This window comes from Lactobacillus sp. C449L (assembly GCF_059900815.1).
In genome coordinates this window covers 92235-115860 of sequence record NZ_JBWXGA010000001.1, presented here as the reverse complement: position 1 = coordinate 115860, position 23626 = coordinate 92235, and the positions used below count along the sequence as shown (strand labels likewise).

The following is a 23626-nucleotide window of genomic DNA, read 5'->3' as shown; positions in this document are numbered from 1 at the left end:
GTTAGTGTTAGAATATCATTGCAATAATTGAATGGAGGAATTCGAAAATTGTTAGAAAAGACATTCTATAAAAAAATGCTGAGCAAGTCCTTCCCATTTCCAGTAAAAGTAACATACTGGGATGGCAAAAGCGAAGTATACGGTAATGGAAATCCAAACATTGAAATTATTTTCAATGACAAAATTCCGATTAGTGACATTACCCGTAATGCTTCTCTTGCCTTAGGCGAAGCATATATGGATAAAAAATTGAAATTAAAGGAAGCTTACAACAACTGATTTTTGGTGCTTACGAAAGTGCGAATAGTTTTTTACGCTCAAGCAAATTTCGAAAATTTATGCCCCAACAAAAGCACACTGAGCAACAAAGTGAAAAAGATGTTCAAAGTCATTACGATATTGGTAATGACTTTTACGAACTATGGCTAGATCCTACCCTAACATATTCTTGTGCTTATTTTAAGGGTAGTAATAAAAATGACCTAGAACAAGCACAAATTGATAAAATCAAACATATTTTAGATAAACTAAATCCTCAAAAGGGTCAGACTCTCCTTGATATTGGATGCGGTTGGGGCACTTTAATGCTAACTGCTGCCAAAGAATATGGCTTAACGGTTACGGGTGTTACACTTAGCGAAGAACAATACAAGTTTGTCCAAAAAAAGATCTACGATCAAAATCTCCAAGATGTTGCCGAAGTTAAACTTGAAGATTATCGAGAACTTAATAATGAAAAATGGGATTATATTACTTCTGTTGGCATGTTTGAACATGTAGGTAAAGAAAACTTGGGGCAGTATTTTAATGATATTGCAAAATGCCTTAAGCAAGATGGCGTATCTTTGATTCACGGTATTACTCGTCAACAAGGTGGCGCAAGTAATGCCTGGCTAGATAAGTATATTTTCCCGGGCGGTTATATTCCCGGTCTTGACGAAAATGTTCAACATATTGTAAATAGCGGCATGCAAATTGATGATATTGAAATGCTTAGAAGACACTATCAACGTACAATTGAAATCTGGGACGATAATTTTAATAAACAACGTGAAGTTATTGAAAGAAAAATGGGTGAACGCTTTACTAGAATGTGGGATTTATATCTGCAAGCGTGCGCAGCATCATTTCAATCAGGCAATATTGATGTGGTTCAATATTTGTTAACTAAAGGTCCATCAGGTAAAAACTTACCGATGACAAGAGACTACATGTTGGGAGAGTGATTTTAGTATAATCACTTTAAAAATATCAAAAGAGCACAGTTCTAAAAATAGAATTGTGCTCTTTGGTTTTAGTCGACGTTATTACATTTTAAAAACTTTGCCAGGGTTAACGATATCGTTTGGATCAAACAACTTCTTAACTTGGCGAAGTAATTCAGTATAATCATGACCATAGAAGTCTTCGAAGTAACTGGCACGCGCATATCCTATACCATGTTCACCTGACATATTTCCATCAAGTGATTTTGCCGTCTTGTATAGTTCAGAAATAACTTTATCACTAGTTTTAGCATATTCTTCATCCGACATATCATCTGAGCAAAGATAAATATGTAAGTTACCATCACCAGCGTGACCAAAGTTAGGAATACGAATGTTTAACTCTTTTTCAAGTTCTTCAATCCGGTCTAAAACAACCGGAATGTGATTAATTGGTACACAAACATCAATTTCATCCATCTTAGGAGTTGATTTTTGGATTGCTAGCAATAATTCTTCACGGCATTTCCAGATTTTTTTCGCCTCTTCAGAATCAGCACTTAAAACAATCGCGTCTTCAGCCTTAAATTTCTTTACAGCTTTTAAAGCTTCATCCAATTCAGCTCGCCATTCATCATCAGTAAATGAATCAAGTCCCATGATAATAAAGCCATCGCCATCTTTGATTGGAAATTCATCATTGGCATATTGTTCCCATAACTTAATTACTTTCCGACCCATAAATTCAACTGTAGTTGGCACAACTCCCGAAGCTAAAATGGCAGGAACTGACTTGATTGCATCATTTAAAGTTGGGAATGGAATAACTGCGTTAATTGACTTGTGCGGTTTTGGATACAGACGCAAAGTAACTTCGGTAACAACTCCAAGAGTTCCTTCAGAACCGATAATTAAGTCCTTTAAAGAATATCCAGAAGATGATTTAACTGCCTTCGAGCCAAATTTATAGAGCTTACCATTAGTTAAAACTACCTTTAACTCGCGGATATGTTCTCTAGTAACACCATACTTAATTGCCTTTAATCCACCAGCGTTAGTTGAAACGTTGCCACCAATTGTTGCCCAGTGCATGGCCGGAGCAGGCATGTAAGTAAACGGTTTATCTTCAAGATAAGCATCTATGTCATTCAATCTCATTCCTGCTTGCACTGTCATTGTTAAACTATCAGGATCATATTCTAGAACCTTGTTCATTTTTACCATGTCAAGAGAAATACCACCATCAACTGATAAGTTGGCCCCCATTAATCCGGTTGAATTTCCGCGTGGTACTAATGGAATATGATGTTCGTTGGCATATTTTACAACATTACTTACTTCCTCGTTATTTACAGGTTGAATAACCAAATCTGGCATAGCTGTAACTGTTCTAAATTGATCGTGATCCCAGTGCTTAGTAGGCTCAGTTACAAAACGTTCTGGATCCGAAATGAACTTACTTAGATTAGTACGATCAGTTTGATTTACTTTATGATATTCCATAATACTTCACTTCTCATTTCTAAAATATATACTTTTCTATATAAACTAATATTAATGTACTCTTTTATGTAAACGCTGTCAATATGCGCTGTAAAAGAAAAGCTCGAGACTAATTGGACTCGAGCTTTTTGCTACTTTTGATTATTTTGTAAAGTATATAAATTGTAATAATAGCCTTTTTGAGCCAATAGCTCTTCGTGATTTCCCCGCTCAACAATTTTACCATCATCAAGCACAATAATCTGATTAGCATCAACAATTGTTGAAAGTCGATGCGCAATTGCTAAAGTGGTTCGTCCCTTACGCAGGCTCTTTAGTCCTTGTTGAATCAATGTTTCAGTTTCAGTATCTACGTTAGCAGTTGCTTCATCCAATACCAAAACCTTTGGATCGGTAACAAGTGTGCGAGCAAACGAAATCAACTGTCGCTGACCTTGACTGAATTCACTACCGCCTTCACCAACTTTAGCCTGATACTTACCCGGCAAATTCTCGATAAAACTGTCAGCCTGAACAGCTTTTGCCGCATCTTTTATTTGCTCATCAGTAATATCTTGGTTATACAAACGAATATTTGAATTCACGTCGCCGTAAAACATGAATGGTTCTTGAAGAACCAGACCTAATTTTTGGCGTAATTCTTCTTTGGGGTATTTCTTGATATCAACGTCGTCGATTAAAACTTCACCCTGATAAAATTCGTAAAAGCGCATCATGACATTAATAATTGAACTCTTGCCGGAACCGGTATGACCCACTATACCAAGAGTTTCTCCCGGATTAACTGTAAACGAAATATCATGTAGAATTTCGTTTTTACCATCATAAGAAAAGCTAACATGTTTAAATTCAATTTTTCCTTTAGTGATTTTTAAGCCCGCTTGCGCATTTTGCTGAGGTTCAAAATCAGTATTATCTAATATACGAAAAATTCTCTTACCAGCAACAATTCCATCTTGGAAAAAAGTCATTTGGTCCATCATAGTGGCAATGGGATTAAAAAACTGTGATATATACTGCGAAAAGGCGTAAACCACCCCTGCCGGTACAAATGTTTCTCGCAATGGAAAGCCAAAATACATTAGTGTTAACGAAAGCGCCAAAGAGTAGAGCAAGCTAGTCAAAGGTGATAGCAAAAGCGAATTTAGATTAATCATACTAAAACGCGTTTTCATTAAAGAAGAGTTTTCATCTTTAAAATTGCCGATCATTCGATTTTCTTGTTTAAACTGTTGAATAAGCGATACGCCTTCAATTGACTCATTTAAATTGGTATTGATACGGCTTAAGCGTTCACGGTAATTACGATATAGTTTTGAGCTACGGCGAGAATATTGCCAAATAATCAGCAATAATATAGGCAGAAAAGCTAATACAATCAATCCGGCTAAAAAGTTTGTGCTAAACATCGCTACCATGGCCGAAATAATTGAGAAAAAGGACATAACGACACTAGCTAAAACTGTCAAAAAATTGCTTAGTGTCATAGTGTCGTTTGTCACGCGGGACACGATTGAACCCGCAGGAGTCTGATCAAAATAACGCATTCCCAGTTTATGAAGCTGTTTATATAAAGCTGATCTAAGTCCCTCCAAAGATTTTTCTGAACCTAAAGCAAAGAAATACTCGTAAGTAAACTGTAAAGCACCTTTAATTAATGAACCAAAGGCATATAAAAAACCAGCAAACAGAATTACCTGAGTAGTCACATCAACTTTTACCAAATAGTTATCTAAGAAAAACTGCAATCCGTAAGGCAAAAGCATGTTTATCACACTAACTAGAAATGCCCCAACGACTGCAATAATCATTTCGTTTTTAAAACGAAGAACAAAGCGCATCAAACGCTTGAATATGCTTATTTGTTCTTTAACTGGTATTTCTTTAGACCAAACTGATTCATAATTACTTTGGTCATCCATGCTTTTCACCTACCTTATCTTCTAATTCTTGTCTTTGCCACATGTCTGCATACCAGCCATTTTCAGCTAATAATTGATCATGTGTACCACGCTCAACAATTTTTCCATCTTTTAAGACTAAAATTAGGTCCGCTCCCATTACTGAAGTTAAACGATGTGTTGCAATCAGTGTTGTCTTACCCGCACGTTCTTGGCGTAATGATTTTAGAATCGCCATTTCAGTTTTTGCATCAACAGCCGAGAGAGCATCATCAAGAATTAAAATTTGACTCTGTTTTAGCAGAGCTCGAGCAATTGACATCCGCTGTTTTTGCCCACCTGAAAGCGAAACGCCGTTTTCTCCTACAAGGGTGTTGTATCCGCCTGGCATTTGTAAAATATCATTATGTAAGTCACTCTTTTTAGCAGCTGAAACAATGGCGCTTTCGTCAGATTCAGCATTTGAAAAAGCAATATTTTGCTGGATACTGGTTGAAAACAAATAGTTATTCTGTGGCACATACGAAATTTGGCGTAGCAAAAGATTCAATGGAATTTCACGAATATCGTGCCCATTTAATGTTATCTTTCCGTCGTACTTGTCAAATTCGCGTAGTAGTAACTGAATAATGGTCGTTTTACCGGCACCAACCTTACCCACTAAGCCTAATGTTTGCCCTGTTTCTAAAGTAAAATTAATATTGTGTAACACTGAAATTTTTGGTTCATCAGGATAAGCAAATGATTTAATTTGATAATTTAAATCACCTTCAATATCTTTGGCATGCAAATTTTGATCAGCATTTTGGTCGGTAATTTCAGGTTTTTCTTCAAGTAATTTCTCAACACGATCATAGCTTGCGCTGCCTCGTTCCAGGATATTAAACAAGTATCCAATTGCAAACATTGGCCAAACCATGTTTCCAATATAAGCAATAAATGAAACCAATTGACCGATTGTTAAAACTTTATGACTAACTAATAGGCCACCGTAAATAATGGTGATTGTATATGTCAACCCTATCAGCAAGGTGCCTAGCGGATCAAACAATGAATCCCATTTAAAAACTCGTTTGTTAATTTTGATTGTGTCATCAATCATACCGTCAAAAGCAGCAGTATCTTCTTTACCTTGTCCAAAAGTTTTGAGTACTTTGATACCGGAAACTGATTCCTGGGTCTTATTGTTCAATCGAGAAAATGCTGCTTGCGATTCATCAAAAGCTACATATAACTGATCGCCAAGTTTCCAGGCTCCCCAAGCTAAAAATGGCAGCGGGATTAATGCCACTATAGTCAAGCGCCAATCAACAAAAATAACCATCGCAAACATAGTTGATACACTCATTAAGAGCGAATCGACTAAAGTTAAAACTCCTTCACCAGCAACTTCTTGGATAGCTGAAACATCATTTGTTGCATGGGCCATTAAATCACCAGTTCGATGGCGCTGATAAAAGGTTCGATCCATTTCCATAAAATGGCTGAAAAGTTTCGAACGCATTTGGAATTCAAGTTCGGCAGCCCCACCCCATATTTGTCTACGCCAAAAATAGCGGAATCCATATAGTAGTATGGCCGAAAAGATAATCGCTAAAATTAACATTCCGTATTCTTGCCAAGAAATATGTCCGCGTTCCAGTTGATCAGCCATTAAACCTAAAATTCGGGGTGGAACTAAGTTAATTATTGAAGTCAGAGCTAAGAAAGTTACACCAATTAAATAGCGTTTTTTCTCTTTTTTAAAAAACCATCCCAGTTTAAAAAATATGCCCATTGTTCACCTGTCTTTCCAAAATAAAAGGCGGAGAAAAACCCCGTCTTTTTTCAATCTAGCAAGATTAATTATTCTGATGTTTCATCATGTTCATCACTTGGTTAACCTTCTTGGCCGAAGGTTTTTGTCCCATTTGTGACATCATGGCAACAATCATATCCTCACTGATTGGTGGATTATCTTTAAAGTACTTCTTCATGTAAGATCTTGCACCATAAAAACCGCCTACCAAGCCGATTAATAGTGCCGCAACAATTAATACAATCGCTAATGCTAAATTCATAAAACATTCACCTCAATTTGTCCAATAGATATATCTTACCTAAAATTTAATTAGATTAAAAGGGATAAATCAGTCTTTTCTTAAACCTTTTTTACGCTGAGCTTTTTTAGCCTTCTCAGACGTTACTTCATTGCCATTCTTGTCGATAATAACCAGATTTTCAACATCTTGTTTAAAACCGGCACGGAAGTTCTTAATGAACTTCTTATGGAGTTCTTCACGTTCTTTTTCTTCTTCAGCGGTCAAACCTTCAGCTTCCTTTTTATGATATAGTTCATTAATCCGGTTGATCATCTTTTTTTCATTATCTTCAGTCATTTTTGCACCTCTTATTCTAAAAAGTCTACCCTATTTTTGATCAGAAAAAAAGTTTATTATACTTAGAACGCTTGTTTGTATTTGCTTCAAACTTCTGCTAGAATGAACTTATACGATGATTGATTATTTTTTGGAGAAACAAATGACTAGTAAACAAAACTCGAAGCAATTACAAATTTTGCATTACATATATGATACAGTTGAAAAACGCGGATTTCCGCCAACTGTTCGCGAGATCTGTCAAGGCGTTGAACTTTCTTCCACTTCAACCGTTCACGGTCACCTCTCGCGACTAGAAAGAAAAGGTCTCATTGTCAAAGACGCAACTAAGCCCCGCGCGTTAGAAATAACGGAAGAAGGTAAAAAAGCAATCGGCATTAAACCAGCTGAAATACCGGTGGTTGGAGTTGTAACCGCTGGACAGCCAATCTTAGCCGTTGAAGACATCGAAGATTACTTTCCTCTACCACCCGATTTAGCTAACGATGCTGGTGACCTTTTCATGTTACGTGTTCGCGGGGAGAGTATGATTAATGCTGGCATTTTGAATGGCGACAATGTTATTGTTCGTAAACAAACAACAGCAACTAATGGCGAGATTGTTGTTGCAATGACAGATGAAAACGAAGCTACTGTCAAGCGTTTCTACAAAGAGAAGGACCATTTTCGTTTACAACCCGAAAACGACACCATGGCTCCAATTATTCTTACTAGAGTATATATCGTCGGTAAAGTCGTTGGTCTTTATCGAAATAATATAATTTAATCACTGTAACAATGTATTTTAGTCATTTAGATGAAACCAGAAACTACTTAACCTATAGGTTGAGTAGTTTTTAGAACCTAAATTACTAAAGTAAAAACTTAAGGTTGATTATAGAAAAATTATTTTTCCACATTCATTAGCAAAAAGCAATTCACAATCTTATTAATAAGTTTCTATAATACAATCGTTTAAACTAAAGCAATTCCATTCAAACATTGTGAATCAATCTACTGTTCCACTTGCGTTTCACAAGGCTGTTTTTCACAAAGTAAAAATTATAATTTGTCAATTACTGTTGCTGCCAAGTTTAACGCCATTTCATGTGCATCTCTACCCCAGTCACGTTCTCGATGATTCTCTAAATCATTAAGCGAATCAGCAGTAAACAGAATTTGTGCAAAATCTGCTTGCCGAAATTGTGCACACGCAGCCATTGCGGCACATTCCATTTCAACGCAAGCAGCACCAAGTTCCTTAAACTGCTTGACCTTCTTGGCTGTTTCCCTGAAAAAACCATCGGTCGTCCAAGTCATGACTACCTTAACTTTAAAGTTATTTTGCTCCATTAGCTTTTCGGCTTTAGTCAAAAACTCTGAGCTAAGGTCCACAAAATTACCAGGTGCCATGTAATGAAACGACGTGCCTTCATCTCGAATAGCTTTAGTCGGAACTAGAAAATAGTTTTCTGGCAAATCATCAAGTGTCCCTGTTGATCCGATTGCCAGAATCTGCTTGACACCATAGCTAATGAGCCAGTCTAATAATTCAACCGCAGCTGGAGCACCAAGCATTGCCTGACATAAAGTGATTTTCCCTTTTGGCAATTCCACCTCATAAATTAATATCTTTTTTCCAAAGCAATCAAAGTGTCCCATGACTTGGTGCGGGTGTTGGGCTAAAAAGCCATCAATTGCTTCTTGTGTTAAAAAGGCAAAGAGCAATTTTTCATGAAAGTGATAATGCGTTTCATTTCTTTCGTGATTCGGTTCTAAAACCGCATGCGGAGTAGAATCAAAATCTAATAAAAATGGTTTACTCATCAAATTACCTCCAAATTAAGATATTGACTAAAATGCTATCATAAAAAATGCAAAAAAAGAACCATCCTTCATAAGAAAGATGGTTCTTTTTTAACAGTGAATTAACGACGCTTCTCGGCAATTCTTGCAGATTTACCGTGACGGTCACGTAAGTAATAAAGCTTAGCACGACGAACACGACCGTGACGTAATACTTCAACTTTAGCTACACGAGGGTCGTTAACTGGGAAGGTACGTTCAACACCAACACCAGAAGCAATCTTACGAACAGTGTATGTAGCAGCAATGCCTGCACCCTTACGCTTGATTACGACACCTTCAAACATCTGAATACGTTCATGACTACCTTCAACAACACGTACGTGAACACGAACTGTGTCACCGGCACGAAAGTCAGGAATATCATCACGTAATTGTTCTTTAGTCAATTCTTGAATTAATGGATCCATAATTTTTCTCCTTCTACGGCATTCATCAACGTCAAATGCGCCAGCGGAACACCCATAACTAGTAGTGCATAAAATGCACCTCAATCATATTAGCAAATTAAACCACTTAAATCAAGCAAGGTCTTCTTCTTGTTTGATTTCTTCCAACAATTTTTTGTCATCACTGTTTAGATGATATTCTTTTAGCATATCCGGCCGATGTATAAAAGTTGAGCGCAATGCTTCCTTATGTCGCCACTCATCAATTTTTTGGTGGTTGCCAGAAGTCAAAACTTCGGGAACTTTCATTCCTTCAAAATCATCGGGACGGGTATATTGCGGATATTCAAGCAATCCATGTGCAAAGCTCTCTTCAATTGGTGAAGCAGAATTACCAAGAATACCTGGAATTAAGCGAATTGTTGCATCAATCATGCTCATCGTTGGCAGTTCTCCACCTGTTAAAACGTAGTCGCCAATTGATACGATTTCGTCAGCTAGATCATAAATTCTTTGGTCAAAGCCTTCATAGTGACCACAAATAAAAGTTAAGTTTTCTTCTTCTGCCCAGTTTAGCGCCATTTTCTGGTTAAAAGTTTGACCTTGTGGAGCAGTAATGATAACTTTCCCTTTATTTTGCAAAGAATCTAATGCCCTTTTTATCGGCATGATTTGTAGTACCATTCCTGCACCGCCGCCATACGGAGTATCGTCAACATGATGATGAACATCATTAGTAAAATCGCGGAAATTAACTAAGTTGAGGTTCCATTTGCCATCTTCAAGACCGCGTCCCAGCATTGAAGTGGTCAACGGTGTAAACATATCGGGGAAAAGGGTTAAAACATTAATTTTCATCGCGTAAGCCCTCCATCAACTCAACATAAACCTTCTTTGCAGTTAAATCTACTTTTTTTACAACATCGTCAATATAAGGAATTAAATACTCGTTACCAGATGCTTCAGTAATTTCCCATACGTCATTAGCTCCAGGACTTTCAATTCCTGTGATGTTACCAAGGTTTTCACCAGTAATATTATCTAGAACAGTGCACCCAATAATATCGCGATAATAGTAAAAACCTTCTGGCAGTACATGTTGATCATCTTCGCTGATTACTAATGTTTTGTTCTTTAACTTTTCAGCTTCGTTAACATTATCAATTTCTGAAAATTGTACTAACCAAAACTGCTTGAACGGTCGACTAGATTTTACCGTCAAAGTACTGTCCTTATCATCCTTTAAAGTTAACTTGTTTCCTGGTGCAAACCGTTTTTCAGGAAAATCAGTGATTAGTGCTACCTTGACTTCTCCATTTAAACCGTGAGTGGTCAGTATCCGCGCAACATCATAAAATTGCATCTTTTCTCCTAAATTCAAACAAGAAAAAAGTTTGAAGCAAATTACTCCAAACTCTTAAAAGCTAACCAATCAATTATTTGCTATGTTTTGATTCGTGCAGTTTCTTCATCAATCCAGCACCTGAAAGCAATGAGCGAACAGTGTCTGAAGGTTGAGCACCTTTTTGTAGCCATTCAAAAATCTTATCTTCGTCAAGCTTTAATTCCTTCGGCTCTGAAACTGGATTGTAGTAGCCAACTTCTTCAATAAAACGACCATCACGAGGCATTCTTGAATCTGCTACAACTATTCTGTAGAAAGGTTTTCTTTTAGCACCCATACGGCGCATACGAATTTTTACTGACATAAATTAAAATCCTCCTAAAACTTACGAATAATAATATAGCACTTTTTAAAAGAGGTGTAAAGTGTTTTTACTTAACAGTCATTTTTTAAGAATGGTAACGTTTCACTTTCATCCGCTTTTTCTTATTTTTCTTGAAGTTTTTGCCCATGCGCCGCATTGCAATTCGTCCCATTGGAGAATCCATCCCCGGCAAGTTTTCCATTCCTTTTAAGTTGCCATTAGTAATTTTACTCATCATGTCACGTGCTTGCTTAAATTGCTTAATCATACGGTTGACTTCAACAACTGGACGACCTGAACCATTGGCAATTCTCCGTCGACGGCTTGGATTAAGCAACTCAGGATTTTCCCGTTCAGCTTCAGTCATTGAGGAAATAATTGCCTTAACATACACTATTTGTTTTTTATCAAAATTAGCATTCTTAAGTTGCGGATTATTTGCCATTCCGGGAATCATCTTCATAACTTGATCAAGCGGACCCATTTTTTCGACTTGTTCAAGTTGATCAACAAAGTCGTTGAAATCAAAGGTATTTTCCTTCATCTTTTCAGCAACTTCTTCAGCCTTTTTAGCATCATAATCTTGTTGAGCCTTTTCAATTAAGGTCAGCATGTCACCCATACCTAGGATTCTTGAAGCCATTCGATCTGGATGGAACTGTTCAAGGTCAGTTAATTTTTCGCCTTGACCAGTATAAATAATCGGCTTACCTGTGACAGCTCTGATTGAAAGTGCAGCACCACCACGAGTATCACCATCTAACTTGGTTAAGATGACACCAGTAATATCTAAACGGCTATCAAAGCCTTTAGCAACATCAGTTGCTGCTTGACCGGTCATCGCATCAACTACAAGTAAAATGTTATCTGGCTGAGATACTTCTTTTACACGTTCAAGCTCATCCATCAATGCTTCATCGATTTCTAAACGACCCGCAGTATCGATAATGACATAATCATTTTTGTTTTCATCTGCTTGTTGCAGACCATTTTTCACAATATTAGCAACGTCTTTTTCAGTGTGTTCACTATATACTGGAACATTTAACTGCGTGCCAATTTGTTCAAGTTGATCAATAGCAGCTGGACGATAGATATCGCCAGCAATTAGTAACGGACGTGCCTTTTCTTTTTCAATTAACCGCTTAGCTAACTTACCAACTGTAGTAGTTTTACCGGTACCTTGTAAGCCGACCATCATGATAATGGTTGGAATGTGCTTGGACTTATTAAGTGTAGTAGCACTTTCACCCATCATCTTGGTCAGTTCATCATTAACGATTTTAATGACCTGTTGACCAGGGTTTAAGCTTTCCTGAACCTCTTTACCTAAAGCTTCTTCCTTAATTTTCTTAATGAAGTCCTTAACTACTTTGAAATTAACATCTGCTTCTAAAAGAGCTAGCCTGATCTCGCGACTCGCAGTATTAATATCTTCTTCCGAAATTTTACCTTTGCCAGTTAAATTTCGCAGAGCCTTTTGAATTCTTTCGCTTAAATTCTCAAAAGCCATAAATCATTCTCCCCTCATTTTACTTAATAGTTGATTGATTTCCGTCAAAGCCTGATTAGGCTCATTTTGCTTTATTGCATTGGCAGCAACGACTAATTTTTGTTCAATTTCGTCGAAGTCATTTTGCATATGTAGCTTTTCTTCGTAATTTGTTAAAAGTTTGCGACAGCGTCGTAAATTGTCATAGACAGCTTGTCGAGAAACCTGATGGTTAAGCGCTATTTCACCTAAAGAGAGATCATTATAGTAGTAATCTTCAAAATATTCTTGCTGGCTCTTAGTTAGCAGTTTGCCATAATAGGCATATAAATCGCCTAAAATCTCATTTTTTTCAAGTTCATCCATTGCTCTCACCTTGAACCAGTATAGCAAAAATGGTGCTGATTGACGATGAAGAAAGTCAATATTTAATAAACTAGTTATAAACTTTCTTGCATTTTAACCAGATTGTTTGTATTATTACCCATGCTTTATTTACAAAAGATAATTGGTAAAGCAAGTGACAAAAAACTATTCATAGTACTTGATTCATAATTCAAGTACTTTCTAAATTAGTGTTATAAATTTCTTTTTAAATTTTTGATATTGAACCAAGCGCACAAAATTCACTTTTATTCTTGTGTGCTTTTTAGTGGTGGGCGACCACTATTTATATTCCATTATAAAAAAGAGGAGATTTTTAACTTGAACTTATGGAAAAAAATGAATCGAAAAGAAGATCCTAGTACTTATCGGAAAAAGGATGGTCATCTAATCCGCTCATTAAAGGTACGCGACTTTCTTGCTCTAGGAGTTGGAACAATTGTTTCAACTTCAATTTTCACTTTACCAGGTGAAGTTGCCGCAATGCACACTGGACCCGCAGTAGCAATATCTTGCGTTGTGGCCTCAGTTATTGCTGCTTTAGTAGCATTTGCTTATGCCGAAATGGCCGCAGCAATGCCATTTGCTGGCTCAGTTTACTCCTGGATTAACGTCATTTTTGGCGAGTTTTGGGGATGGCTTGCCGGTTGGGCTCTCTTAGCTGAATATCTGATTGGAATGGCATTTGTTGCTTCCGGATTGTCAGCCAACTTCCGAGCTTTAATTGCTCCCTTAGGTTGGAAATTCCCAAAAGAAATATCTTATCCTTTGGGAGTTAATGGTGGAATTATTGACCTAGTTGCTTTAAGCGCAATTTTGATTGCTTCTATCTTGGTTAGTTTCGGTGTTTCTAAAGCTTCCAAAGTTGAAAATGTGTTAGTAGTCTTTAAAGTAATTGCAATTGTTCTTTTTGTAATCGTTGGTCTAACCGTCATTAGAAAAGCGAATTTTATCCCGTTTATTCCTCAGTACCGTTTGACCGCAAATGGCCCATTTGGAGGCTGGCAAGGAATCTACGCCGGAGTATCAATGATTTACATTTCATTTTTAGGATTCGATACAATTGCTTCCAATTCTGCTGAAGCAGTTAATCCACAGAAGACAATGCCGAAGGGGATTATTGGTTCTTTGTTGATTGCAGTAATTTTATTTGTTGCTGTTAGTTTAGTACTCGTTGGTATGGTACCCTACCAGCAATATTTAAATTCTGCTGAACCTGTTGGTTACGCTTTACGACAAACTGGTCATGGTACTATTGCTATTATTGTTCAATCAATTGCTGTCTTAAGTATGTTTACTGCTTTAATTGGTCTTTGTATGGCCAGTTCACGCCTAGTATACTCGTTTGGACGCGACGGTATGCTGCCTAAAAAACTAGGTAAACTAAACAAAAGCCATCGGCCAGCAAATTCCCTTTGGACTGTGGCAAGTGTTGCAGTTTGCGTTTCTATCTTGGTTCCATTTTCTTTTCTGACCCAGCTTGTTTCAGCTGGAACTTTGATTGCATTTATGTTTGTTTCTATCGGTATCTATCGATTGCGTCCTCGCGAAGGACAAGATATAGCTGATCCAGCTTTTAAGATGCCTTTTTATCCAATCTTGCCGCTACTAGCATTTCTCGGATCTCTGGGTGTTTTTTGGGGATTAGATAGCCAAGCTAAAAAGTATATGTTATTTTGGACGATGCTAGGCATGCTAATTTACTATTTATATGGTGTTACGCATTCAAGTATCAATAACCGCAAAATGAGCTAGAACAAACTTAAATTAAGTAATTTCTCAAAAGCTACGAAAAAACGACTAGAAAATTCTAGTCGTTTTTATTTTTACAAATTAGCGTCCATACTAAAAGTCAGCTTGGACATGTTAATTGAATCAATCATCATCTGCGCCCAAAGTTTTTCAGACTGTTTCCGCGTATAAGCAACCGTTTCTTGGTTTGCCTTAGTCAAATAATCCGTTAATTCAGCACCGGTCTTTTCACCGGCTTTGTCAATAACATCATGAACACGACGTCGGAAATACTGATTCAGGTCTTTTAGATAGTCATTATCCAATTGAACGAATTGCGGGTAATGACTTTCAACTAATGCCGCCAGAGATTTATAATACCACCAAGCATCATTCATGTTATAGTCCATTGAAGTATTGTTATATGATGAATCAGTATCACTCATGTTAGCAAAGAACGGAACAAAAGGTGTAAAGGTCGGACCACCAATGCATAGCCACATTATGGCAGCCTTATCTTTAGAAACATCATTTCTAATTTGCAAAATGTGGGCATTCTGTGTTCGGTTTAAACCAATTGGACGATAGCGGTGCTTTTCTTCTTCCGTACCTTTACCAAACGGGTCATATGGAGTGTTTTGATAATGACTTCCTAAAACAAATTCAATGTCTTCACGCGTAATTTTTTTAGCTGCCCGACGAATAAATGGTAAATCACCATCAGTTGGATCTTGTTCAATTTCTGGATTGAAATACTTTTGACCATACCAAACTCGATTAGTGTTATAAAAACGATCTTGCTGAGTATATGTACCAAAAATATGACGGAAGTTCCACCCTTTGTAATCAACATTTAAATGGTGCTCAGTTACAAACTCTTGAATGCCCTCACTCCATAAAAAGTTGTCTGAATCATTGAAATCAACTTGCTCAATCGAAACTCGATTAGCTGCAACAGCATAAGCATCATCCGGAATACGTTGCGCTACCCAATGGTGACCAGTAACAATTTCCATATACCAGATTTCATCTTTATCACCGAATAAAACGGAATTGCCCGCTGGTGAACCATACTTAGCAATTAATTTACCCAAAAATTCAACACCATTTCTGGCAGAATGGATATAAGGCAGGACAACTGATTGCATACAGTCTTCATCAAGTCCATCTTTGACAAGTGGATCGTAAGCTAAAGCCCGTTCGTTACCATAAGTTGACTCAGTACACGACATTGCAACGTTTTCTTGGTTAATTCCACTTTCGTCGTAATAACCGCGATTTTTGTAATCAACATTGGGAACAGCAGGGACCGCTTGCGCATCCTCGGGCAAATCCATTTCAAATTTGTTGAGCCAAGACTTGATCTTACGGCCCTTTTCCCCCTTAACTTCAGGGTGAATAATGAACTTTTGCGGTGTGATAGGACGGAAAGTATCATCATTACGAGCAATCATAGTTGAGCCGTCAACTGATGCTTTCTTTCCTACCAAAATTGTAGTACATGCACTGTATTCTTTCATTCGATATCTCCTTTGATATATTTATACTAAATCGTGGAATAACCCAACCGCATAATCAGCTGCATTAAAGTCAGCTAAATCAGTGGCTTTTTCACCTAAACCGACTAGTTTTACTGGTAATTTCATTTCATTTCTAATTGCTAAAACTACTCCACCTTTAGATGAACCGTCAAGTTTGGTTAAAACTAAACCGGTCAATTTAGTGGTCTTATCAAAATCTTTAGCTTGTAAAAGAGCGTTTTGACCAGTTGAACCATCTAAAACTAGCAAAGTTTCGGTTGGCTCATTCGGAGCTTGTTTTTTAATCGTGCGCTCGATTTTTTCTAGCTCATTCATCAGATTCTTTTTGTTTTGTAATCGTCCAGCCGTATCCACAAGTAAGTAATCAACATTGTCCGCAATTGCCTTAGTTGTTGCATCATAAACAACTGAAGCCGGGTCAGCTTGTTCTTCACCTGTTACTACAGGCACATTAACGCGCTTTCCCCATTCACTTAATTGTTCAACTGCTCCTGCTCTAAAGGTGTCAGCCGCAGCAAGCAAAACCGATTTTCCTTCATCTTTAAGCCGTTTAGCTAATTTACCAATCGTGGTTGTTTTTCCTGCGCCGTTGACTCCAACAAAAAGATAAATATTGGTTTTACCATCTTCGTGATGCTTTAATTGCTCATTTTCGGCATCTCCATTTTGGTCATATAGTTCAACCAGCTTTTCGACAATTACTTTCTTTAAGTCATCACGAGATTTTGCATTTTGAAGTTTAGCCTCATCCCGCAACTGCGAGGTTAGCTGTTCTGCGGTTTCATAACCTACATCGGATTCAATTAACAATTCTTCTAAATCGTCAAAAAAATCATCATCAACTGTTCTGAACTGCGCAAAGAACTTATTTAAACGGGCACCAAAGCCTTGATTCGTTTTTTCTAACCCTTTTTCGTACAACTCAGTTTGACTTTCGGGTTCAGAATCAGCAACTTCATCTTTCTTTGATATATCTTCTTCCAGAGATGAATTTTCAACAGCGTCAATATCAGCGGATTCAGATTCAAATCCTTTATCGCTTTCTGATTCTTCATTTTGTTCAGAATCTTTTTGGCTAGAATCAGCGGATTCAGAATCTTCTTTTTTTGTAAGCTTTTCCTTTTCAGTGCTTTCTGCTGGTTGCTTAGACTTGTCCTCTTCTTCACCAAATAATGATTTTTTTATGTTATCAAATAGGCCCAAACTTAATTCACCTCATTCTTTAATTCTTTTAATGAAACCGATAATACTTGCGATACACCAGACTCTTGCATGACAACTCCATATAATTGGTCAGCTCTTTCCATCGTCCCGCGCCGGTGTGTAATCACAATAAATTGCGTATGCATATCATATTTTTCTAAAAACTGCGCAAAACGGGTTACGTTTGCATCATCAAGTGCTGCTTCAACTTCATCTAATACGCAAAACGGTACCGGTTTATATTTTAGCATTGCAAACAGTAAAGTTATAGCTGTCAATGCGCGTTCACCACCCGAAAGCAGACTTAATCGTTGCAATTTTTTACCAGGTGGTTGAGCAATAATCTCCACTCCAGTAGACAACATATCTTCTGGATCTGTTAAAACCAACTTAGCTTCACCGCCACCAAAGACCACCGGAAATAGTTCAGTAAAACTTGCTGCAACAGCATTAAAAGTTTTACTAAATCTAGAGCTAACTTCCTGGTCTAATTCTGCCATTGATTCACGCAGATTGTCACGACCTTTGATTAGATCATTTTGCTGATTATTTAAAAAATCATATCGTTTTTTGACGTTTTCATATTCCTCAATTGATTTAAGATTGACCGGTCCAATATCCTCAAGCGACATTCTATGTAACTTAACATTCTTTTGAAGCTGTTCACGCGTTTCATCATTATTTTCTACTTCTGCTTGTTCAAGTGCAGCCTCGAAAGTTAACGAGTAATCCTTACTTAATTGATCAAGACGCTGATCAATTTTGCTAGACAATTGAGCAATTTTGACGGAAAATCCCTCTTGTTCTCCTGCAGCATCTTTTCTTAAATCATAATTACGACTCGCCACTTGGTCAAGCTGATTGATTTTTGCATCAAATTGCCCCATTTGTGAGCTTAAATTGTTTAACTCGTTTTGTAGCTTTTCTTTTCTATCTGCTTGCGTTTTACTTTCAGCATCAAGCTGTTTTTTCTTTGCTTGATCTAATTCTCCACTTTGCTCAAGCGTATCAAGTTTTTCAGCAAGAGTACTTATTTGAGCTTGTTGTTGAGTTAATTGCCGATTTTTTTCAGCTTGCTGCTTAACAAGGTTTTCCAACTTATTAGTATAGACCGCAATTTGCGGATCAAGTTCAGATAATTTTTCTTGAACTTGTTGATTAAGCGTTGTGAAATTTTCTATCCGTTCTTGTAACTCTTTAATAGCAGTTTTTTGTTGATTAATTTTAGTTATAAAATCAGCTTTTTGTTTCTGAGCTTGCTTAATTTTTTCGTTCAATTCTAAAACTTGCTCATCACGTTCTTGTTTGCGAGCTTCAAAAAGCTGGTTAGCAGCTTTTAAGCGATTAACTTCTTTTTCTTGATTTTGAAAAGATAAAACTGCCTCCCCTAACTCACGGCTATACTCCTGTTCTTTTTCTTGTACACTAGCGATTTCTTTTGCTAAAGACTCACTTAAAGCCGACAGTTCAGTAAAAGTATCCTGATCAGCTGCCATTTGTTTTTTAAGTTTAGCAATTGTTTGTTTTAACTGATTAAGCTCAGAAACGGTTTGTAGCGGAGAGTTATTTTTCTGATTTCGCGCACCACCAGTCATTGAACCACCAGGCGAAATAACATCCCCATCCAAAGTAACAATGCGGTAACGAGCAATGCGGTGACGAATTTTCATCGCATGATCAATTGTATCAACAATAATCGTACTGCCTAGCAGATAATTAATTGCCGAACTGATATTTTGACCGGTTGCACTTTCAACCAGTTCACTGGCAATTCCTTGATATCCATCATAGGACTCGATTATTTTCACGGTTGAAGGAGGAATAACATTTTCACGTAGTCCGTCTAATGGCAAAAAGGTAGCACGACCAGCATGACTACTTTTAAGTTGATTAATTGCATCCCGCGCACTAGCTCGAGTAGACGTTACTATGTCCTGTACACCTCCACCAAGGGCAGTTGTCATTGCTGCTTCTAATTCTGCTGGAAATGAAATTAACTCACCAATTACTCCAATCACACCCGGATACGCACTCAGATTATTTAAAACATTTTTAACGCCATAATAATATCCTTCATGACGATTTCGTATATTTTCAAGCGCTTCGTAGCGAGCATTAACTTGACTAAATTTTTGACTATTATCATTAACAATTTGTCGTAAATTTGCTAAATCTGCCTGTTTTTTGGCATGTTCTTTTGTTAGTTCTTCTAGCTTTTTCTTTTTAGCTTGGTGCTTTTCTTTAAGGAGCTTACCTTGATCTCGCAAACGCTCTAACTCCGCGTTAGCCTTTTCTAATTGGTTTGTAACATCGTCATTTTGGTATTCACGATCATCAGATGTACGTTTTAATTCAGAATTCAGATAAACTATTTCATTATTATTAGAAGTTTGATCCTGTAATAACTGAATATAGTCATTTCTAGAATCTTCTAGTTTTTGATTCAGCTGTTCCGGATTATCAGCTAATTGCTTAGTTAATTCAGTCCGTTGACTTTTTAGAATACTTTGTTGAGCAGCTAATTCTTCTTTTTGTTTAGTCAAAGATAAACATTCTTCTTTTAAACTAGCAACTTGTTTTTTCAGATCTACTAACTCAGCTTGATATTCTTTTTTGGTAGCCTCACTATATTGTTTACTCTGCTCAGCCACTTGCAAATCGGTATTAATGTCAGAAAGTTTCTTTGTCAAAGCTAGTAATTCACTTTGAATTTGCTCACGTTGTTGGCTGACTTTTTTATATTCATCACGTTTTGCAGCAACGGCAGCTTGCGATTCTTTTACTTCGCGGTCAAGCTTTGACAAAAGAACTTGATTTTGCTCAGCTTTGGCTTGAACGGATTTCTTTTGAACATCTAAGTCTTCAATTTCAAAAGCAAGAAGTGTTTTTAGTTCACGATCAAGTCCGCTTTTTTGAAATTGATATTCTTTGGCAAGTGAACTCTGTTCATGTAATGGCTCAATCCGTTGCTCAAGTTCTTTAACAAGATCATTAATCCGAATTAAGTTATCAGTTGTTTGTTCCAACTGGGCACTTGCTTCTTCTTTTTGTTTCTTAAAATGGAGAACACCAGCTGCTTCTTCGAACAGACTGCGCCTGTCCTCAGGTCGAGAATTTAAAACTTGATCAACTCGTCCCTGCGAAATAATTGCCAAGCTATCTTGTGAAATTCCAGAATCTAAAAAGAGCGCACGAATATCCTTTTGTCTAACGCTACGTTTATTAATCAAATACTCGTTATCTCCAGACCGTAAAATACGACGAGTAATGGTTACTTGATTATCATCAAAGTTAAGTTCACGCTTGCGATTGTCAAAAATCATCGAAACTTCAGCATGATTGGCAGGTTTACGAAATTCACTGCCAGCAAAAATGACATCCTTCATATTTGAACCACGGAGTGATTTAGCACTTGCTTCCCCCATCACCCAGCGAATTGCTTCAGTAATATTGCTTTTGCCGCTTCCATTAGGACCAACAATGCCAGTAATTCCCGTGTCAAATTTGATTTTTGTTTTTTCAGCAAATGATTTAAAACCATCAATCATAAGTTCAGTTAATGGCACACACTTATCCCCCTAGTTGAGCTTATTCAAGGCAGCTTTGGCTGCTTCTTGTTCAGCAGCCTTTTTATTATGACCTTTTCCCTGAGTCATTATTTTACCATTAACAACAAGCTGAACCGTAAAATTTGATGGCATTTGTTCTTCTTTAAGTACTTCATATTCAATTTTTACAGGACCGTCTTGTTGCAAGAACTCTTGCAAATCAGTTTTATAATCGCGAGAAGCATCAAACTTACCTGCATCAATTAACGGAAAAACGGTTAAACTCAAAAAGTGTTCGACCGCACTCATTCCTTGGTCAAGGAATAATGCACCATTAAATGCTTCAAAAATATCTTCTAAAAGTGTTTTGCGTGAACGTGCTCCAGCTTTTTCTTCGCCGCGACCAAGATTGATTTCATCAGGAAAACCAAATTGTTTAGCAAATTCAGCAAACCCTTCGGTATCAACGATATTTGATCTCATTCTAGTTAATTCGCCTTCATTTAATTGCGAAAAATTGCGATATAAATAATCTGAAATTGCCAGTTCAAGCACTGCGTCCCCTAAAAATTCCAGTTTTTCATAATCGCGTACCCCATCATTAGGATGCTCATTGGCATACGATGAGTGCGTGAAAGCTTCTTCTAATAGTTTTGGGTTATCAAATTTAATTTTATATTTCGATTTTAATTGATTAATAAACTTTGTACTAACCATCTGTTCAGCCCCTTTACCTCTTTAGATTATACCAGTTTTTTTCTTTAAAAATGAAAAAGAAAACTATTACACAATATAAATGCAATAGTTTTCTTATTTACTAATATAAGTAGATATTCACTTTTTATTTAGCGAAGCCGACTTGATACCATAATTGGTGATTATTATTTTGTTGTGAAGGTTTCAGAGAATAGCCAGTCAACTTGCTATTAACAGCATCAATTTGATATTCGTTGTATGTTGGAACAACATATGCTTCATCAGTCATGTAGTCTTGCCATTCATGGAACTTGTCTACACGATATTTATGATCAAAGGCCTTTTGAGAATCCATTTCCTTAATTAGCTTTGTATTCTTAGCAGTTACAAAACGAGAGTAGTTAGACATCGTACCTTCACTGTACATTTGTTCTTGTGAAGGTTCGGATGATAGGCTCCAGCCAGCCAAGAACACATCAACTTTAGGATCATCATGTTGAACTTTGTCGTAGAAAGAGTTGAACTCTGTTAAACGACCACCAACTAGTTTAACATTCAAACCAATCTTCGCCCATTGTTGGATAAAGTTTTGCACAATTGGCTCATTAATTGATTGGCCAGACATTGCTAAGAAGTTAATCTTAAGCGGTTTGCCTTCTGGCGTAGTACGCCACTTGCCCTTCTTCTTATACCCAGCCTTATCTAAGATTTGGTTAGCCTTTTTAATATTATAAGTATAGCCCTTATTACTCTTATCGAAATAATCACCAAATTGGGCAGGAATTAAAGTTGGAATTTGGAAACTTAAACCATCTGTATAATGCTTGTATACTTGATCAGTGTTCATTGCATATGCCATAGCTTGACGCAATGATTTATCACCCATTTTAGCTTTTGGATCCATTACGTTCTTAGAAGTCTTAGCATCCCATTTACCAACTTTGAAAGCTAAGTAACGATAAGCTAACGGAACCTGAGCAACAAAAGTAACATCTTTAGTATTCTTTACTTGCTTCCATTGACTGTTTACTACACGTGCGATATCAAACTTATGACTCTTAATTGCTTGCGAAGCGGAATTCTGAGAAATAACTTGGTAAACAATCTTATCTAGTTTTGGTTTACCACGCCAGTAATACTTATTAGGGACCCAAGTAACAGATTGACCACGGTTAATTTTTTGAACTTGGTATGGTCCAAAGTACAAAGGCTTCTTTCTAACTTGGTCAGAAGCTTCCAGCTTTGAAAATGGAATATCCTTTAAGTAATGGTACGGTGCAGCATTTTCCCAAATATAGCCGTTACCACTGTAGTACATACCAGGCTTCAATTCCTTGCAGTGCAATACAACAACTCGTCCGTCTTCACCATCAGGCATTTCAATTCCAGAAATAGTCTTGGCTTTACCTTCATGATATTCTTCCATACCATTGATGATGTTAAACTGTGAAGCATAACGCTGAGATTTAGTTGCTTTATTAGCAATAATCTCATATGCAAATTCAACATCTTTAGCGGTTACTTGCTTACCATCAGACCATTTAACACCTTTTTTAATGGTAATTGTGGCAGTTTTTGCTTTCTGATCAAGTTTTAAAGTAGCAGCACCTTTATCATTAATCTTATAGTGATCATCAGTATCAAATAATGATTCTTGACCTGGACTGGATACATCCGCATCAGGTTGACTCATTTGCAGTTCTTCGTTAAAGATACCAATAAACGGTGTATCTGTTTCTTCAGCTATCTTAAGAGTTCCACCTTGCTTGGAAGTTTTAACTGGCATTTGAGCTGGGAACTTGCTGGCTGTTTTAGCACTTTCGTTATTGCCACTATTAGTACTATTGCTCTTACCGCAAGCTACTAAAGTTAATGCAGCAGCAGTAACAGTTCCTATAGACCCTAAAATTTTACCTTTTTTCATAAATCGAGATTCTCCTTCTTAATTGAAATTTGAATTAAATTCTCGAAACAAGTTAACAAATAAATGATATCATTTTAAATGGGATATGCAACCAGGAAATTAATTTTTATTTAAGTGTTTTTTATCATTATGTATATTAATGAGACGAACATAAAAAAACTCGGATATATCCGAGTT

19 protein-coding genes and 1 pseudogene are annotated in these 23626 nt (G+C 36.9%); 3 read left to right on the top strand and 17 right to left on the bottom strand.

All coding sequences use genetic code 11. The annotated features are described in order from the left end of the window. Positions 1 to 48: 48 nt before the first annotated feature. Positions 49 to 1226 (top strand): annotated as a pseudogene (locus AC2JF9_RS00610) (class I SAM-dependent methyltransferase). An 81-nt stretch (positions 1227 to 1307) separates the two neighbouring features. Here AC2JF9_RS00610 and AC2JF9_RS00605 read toward each other — a convergent pair. The 5 genes from AC2JF9_RS00605 to AC2JF9_RS00585 all read right to left on the bottom strand — a co-directional run bounded on the left by AC2JF9_RS00605 (position 1308) and on the right by AC2JF9_RS00585 (position 6987). Then, entirely contained in the window at positions 1308 to 2708 is a 1401-nt protein-coding gene (locus AC2JF9_RS00605) for an FAD-binding oxidoreductase (RefSeq protein ID WP_500724731.1), read from the bottom strand. 131 nt (positions 2709 to 2839) lie between these two features. Further along, on the bottom strand, positions 2840 to 4630 hold the full coding sequence (locus tag AC2JF9_RS00600; protein WP_500724730.1) for an ABC transporter ATP-binding protein: 1791 nt from the start codon (positions 4628 to 4630) through the stop codon (positions 2840 to 2842). Then, entirely contained in the window at positions 4623 to 6386 is a 1764-nt protein-coding gene (locus AC2JF9_RS00595; protein ID WP_500724728.1) for an ABC transporter ATP-binding protein, read from the bottom strand. The genes AC2JF9_RS00600 and AC2JF9_RS00595 overlap by 8 nt, the downstream gene beginning before the upstream one ends. 64 nt (positions 6387 to 6450) lie before the next feature. Beyond that, positions 6451 to 6669: a YneF family protein gene (locus AC2JF9_RS00590; protein ID WP_500724727.1), complete on the bottom strand. Its 219-nt coding sequence runs from the start codon at positions 6667 to 6669 to the stop codon at positions 6451 to 6453. A gap of 69 nt (positions 6670 to 6738) precedes the next feature. Next, positions 6739 to 6987 (bottom strand): DUF896 domain-containing protein, encoded by a 249-nt coding sequence (locus AC2JF9_RS00585; RefSeq protein WP_500724725.1) that lies wholly within the window; start codon positions 6985 to 6987, stop codon positions 6739 to 6741. 142 nt (positions 6988 to 7129) lie between these two features. Between AC2JF9_RS00585 and lexA the strand changes: the two genes are divergently transcribed. Beyond that, positions 7130 to 7753: a transcriptional repressor LexA gene (gene lexA / locus AC2JF9_RS00580; RefSeq protein WP_500724724.1), complete on the top strand. Its 624-nt coding sequence runs from the start codon at positions 7130 to 7132 to the stop codon at positions 7751 to 7753. A 275-nt stretch (positions 7754 to 8028) separates the two neighbouring features. On the opposite strand, the gene AC2JF9_RS00575 is transcribed toward lexA, so the two are convergent. The 7 genes from AC2JF9_RS00575 to ylxM all read right to left on the bottom strand — a co-directional run bounded on the left by AC2JF9_RS00575 (position 8029) and on the right by ylxM (position 12788). Beyond that, entirely contained in the window at positions 8029 to 8796 is a 768-nt protein-coding gene (locus tag AC2JF9_RS00575; RefSeq protein ID WP_500724723.1) for a nucleoside phosphorylase, read from the bottom strand. 98 nt (positions 8797 to 8894) lie between these two features. After that, the gene (gene rplS / locus AC2JF9_RS00570; protein WP_500724722.1) at positions 8895 to 9242 is read right to left on the bottom strand and encodes a 50S ribosomal protein L19; all 348 of its coding nucleotides are present in this window, start codon (positions 9240 to 9242) and stop codon (positions 8895 to 8897) included. Between the two features lie 111 nt (positions 9243 to 9353). Next, positions 9354 to 10079, bottom strand: coding sequence for a tRNA (guanosine(37)-N1)-methyltransferase TrmD (gene trmD, locus AC2JF9_RS00565; RefSeq protein WP_500724721.1), 726 nt, complete (start codon positions 10077 to 10079; stop codon positions 9354 to 9356). Then, the gene (rimM, locus tag AC2JF9_RS00560; RefSeq protein WP_500724719.1) at positions 10069 to 10584 is read right to left on the bottom strand and encodes a ribosome maturation factor RimM; all 516 of its coding nucleotides are present in this window, start codon (positions 10582 to 10584) and stop codon (positions 10069 to 10071) included. Before rimM ends, trmD begins: the two co-directional genes overlap by 11 nt. Positions 10585 to 10657: 73 nt before the next feature. Beyond that, positions 10658 to 10930 (bottom strand): 30S ribosomal protein S16, encoded by a 273-nt coding sequence (rpsP, locus tag AC2JF9_RS00555; protein WP_500724718.1) that lies wholly within the window; start codon positions 10928 to 10930, stop codon positions 10658 to 10660. Positions 10931 to 11015: 85 nt separating this feature from the next. Further along, entirely contained in the window at positions 11016 to 12443 is a 1428-nt protein-coding gene (ffh, locus tag AC2JF9_RS00550) for a signal recognition particle protein (protein WP_500724716.1), read from the bottom strand. Positions 12444 to 12446: 3 nt separating this feature from the next. Then, positions 12447 to 12788, bottom strand: a complete 342-nt coding sequence (gene ylxM / locus AC2JF9_RS00545; RefSeq protein ID WP_500724714.1) for a YlxM family DNA-binding protein — start codon at positions 12786 to 12788, stop codon at positions 12447 to 12449. Between the two features lie 339 nt (positions 12789 to 13127). On the opposite strand from ylxM, the gene AC2JF9_RS00540 reads away from it, so the two are divergent. Then, positions 13128 to 14561, top strand: coding sequence for an APC family permease (locus tag AC2JF9_RS00540; protein WP_500724713.1), 1434 nt, complete (start codon positions 13128 to 13130; stop codon positions 14559 to 14561). 71 nt (positions 14562 to 14632) lie between these two features. On the opposite strand, the gene AC2JF9_RS00535 is transcribed toward AC2JF9_RS00540, so the two are convergent. The 5 genes from AC2JF9_RS00535 to AC2JF9_RS00515 all read right to left on the bottom strand — a co-directional run bounded on the left by AC2JF9_RS00535 (position 14633) and on the right by AC2JF9_RS00515 (position 23449). Then, a complete protein-coding gene (locus tag AC2JF9_RS00535; RefSeq protein ID WP_500724711.1) occupies positions 14633 to 16057 on the bottom strand; it encodes a C69 family dipeptidase in 1425 nt (474 codons plus the stop codon). A gap of 21 nt (positions 16058 to 16078) precedes the next feature. After that, entirely contained in the window at positions 16079 to 17281 is a 1203-nt protein-coding gene (gene ftsY / locus AC2JF9_RS00530; protein ID WP_500724710.1) for a signal recognition particle-docking protein FtsY, read from the bottom strand. Between the two features lie 2 nt (positions 17282 to 17283). Beyond that, on the bottom strand, positions 17284 to 20847 hold the full coding sequence (gene smc / locus AC2JF9_RS00525) for a chromosome segregation protein SMC (protein ID WP_500724708.1): 3564 nt from the start codon (positions 20845 to 20847) through the stop codon (positions 17284 to 17286). A 12-nt stretch (positions 20848 to 20859) separates the two neighbouring features. Beyond that, positions 20860 to 21546, bottom strand: a complete 687-nt coding sequence (gene rnc / locus AC2JF9_RS00520) for a ribonuclease III (protein WP_500724706.1) — start codon at positions 21544 to 21546, stop codon at positions 20860 to 20862. 124 nt (positions 21547 to 21670) lie between these two features. Beyond that, complete coding sequence (locus AC2JF9_RS00515; protein ID WP_500724705.1) at positions 21671 to 23449, bottom strand: oligopeptide ABC transporter substrate-binding protein; 1779 nt, start codon at positions 23447 to 23449, stop codon at positions 21671 to 21673. Positions 23450 to 23626: the final 177 nt, after the last annotated feature.

Coding starts and splice junctions, on each gene's coding strand:
- AC2JF9_RS00605 (WP_500724731.1), bottom strand. CDS start 2,708: ATGGAATATCATAAAGTAAATCAAACTGATCGTACTAATCTAAGTAAG.
- AC2JF9_RS00600 (WP_500724730.1), bottom strand. CDS start 4,630: ATGGATGACCAAAGTAATTATGAATCAGTTTGGTCTAAAGAAATACCA.
- AC2JF9_RS00595 (WP_500724728.1), bottom strand. CDS start 6,386: ATGGGCATATTTTTTAAACTGGGATGGTTTTTTAAAAAAGAGAAAAAA.
- AC2JF9_RS00590 (WP_500724727.1), bottom strand. CDS start 6,669: ATGAATTTAGCATTAGCGATTGTATTAATTGTTGCGGCACTATTAATC.
- AC2JF9_RS00585 (WP_500724725.1), bottom strand. CDS start 6,987: ATGACTGAAGATAATGAAAAAAAGATGATCAACCGGATTAATGAACTA.
- lexA (WP_500724724.1), top strand. CDS start 7,130: ATGACTAGTAAACAAAACTCGAAGCAATTACAAATTTTGCATTACATA.
- rplS (WP_500724722.1), bottom strand. CDS start 9,242: ATGGATCCATTAATTCAAGAATTGACTAAAGAACAATTACGTGATGAT.
- trmD (WP_500724721.1), bottom strand. CDS start 10,079: ATGAAAATTAATGTTTTAACCCTTTTCCCCGATATGTTTACACCGTTG.
- rimM (WP_500724719.1), bottom strand. CDS start 10,584: ATGCAATTTTATGATGTTGCGCGGATACTGACCACTCACGGTTTAAAT.
- rpsP (WP_500724718.1), bottom strand. CDS start 10,930: ATGTCAGTAAAAATTCGTATGCGCCGTATGGGTGCTAAAAGAAAACCT.
- ffh (WP_500724716.1), bottom strand. CDS start 12,443: ATGGCTTTTGAGAATTTAAGCGAAAGAATTCAAAAGGCTCTGCGAAAT.
- ylxM (WP_500724714.1), bottom strand. CDS start 12,788: ATGGATGAACTTGAAAAAAATGAGATTTTAGGCGATTTATATGCCTAT.
- AC2JF9_RS00535 (WP_500724711.1), bottom strand. CDS start 16,057: ATGAAAGAATACAGTGCATGTACTACAATTTTGGTAGGAAAGAAAGCA.
- rnc (WP_500724706.1), bottom strand. CDS start 21,546: ATGGTTAGTACAAAGTTTATTAATCAATTAAAATCGAAATATAAAATT.
- AC2JF9_RS00515 (WP_500724705.1), bottom strand. CDS start 23,449: ATGAAAAAAGGTAAAATTTTAGGGTCTATAGGAACTGTTACTGCTGCT.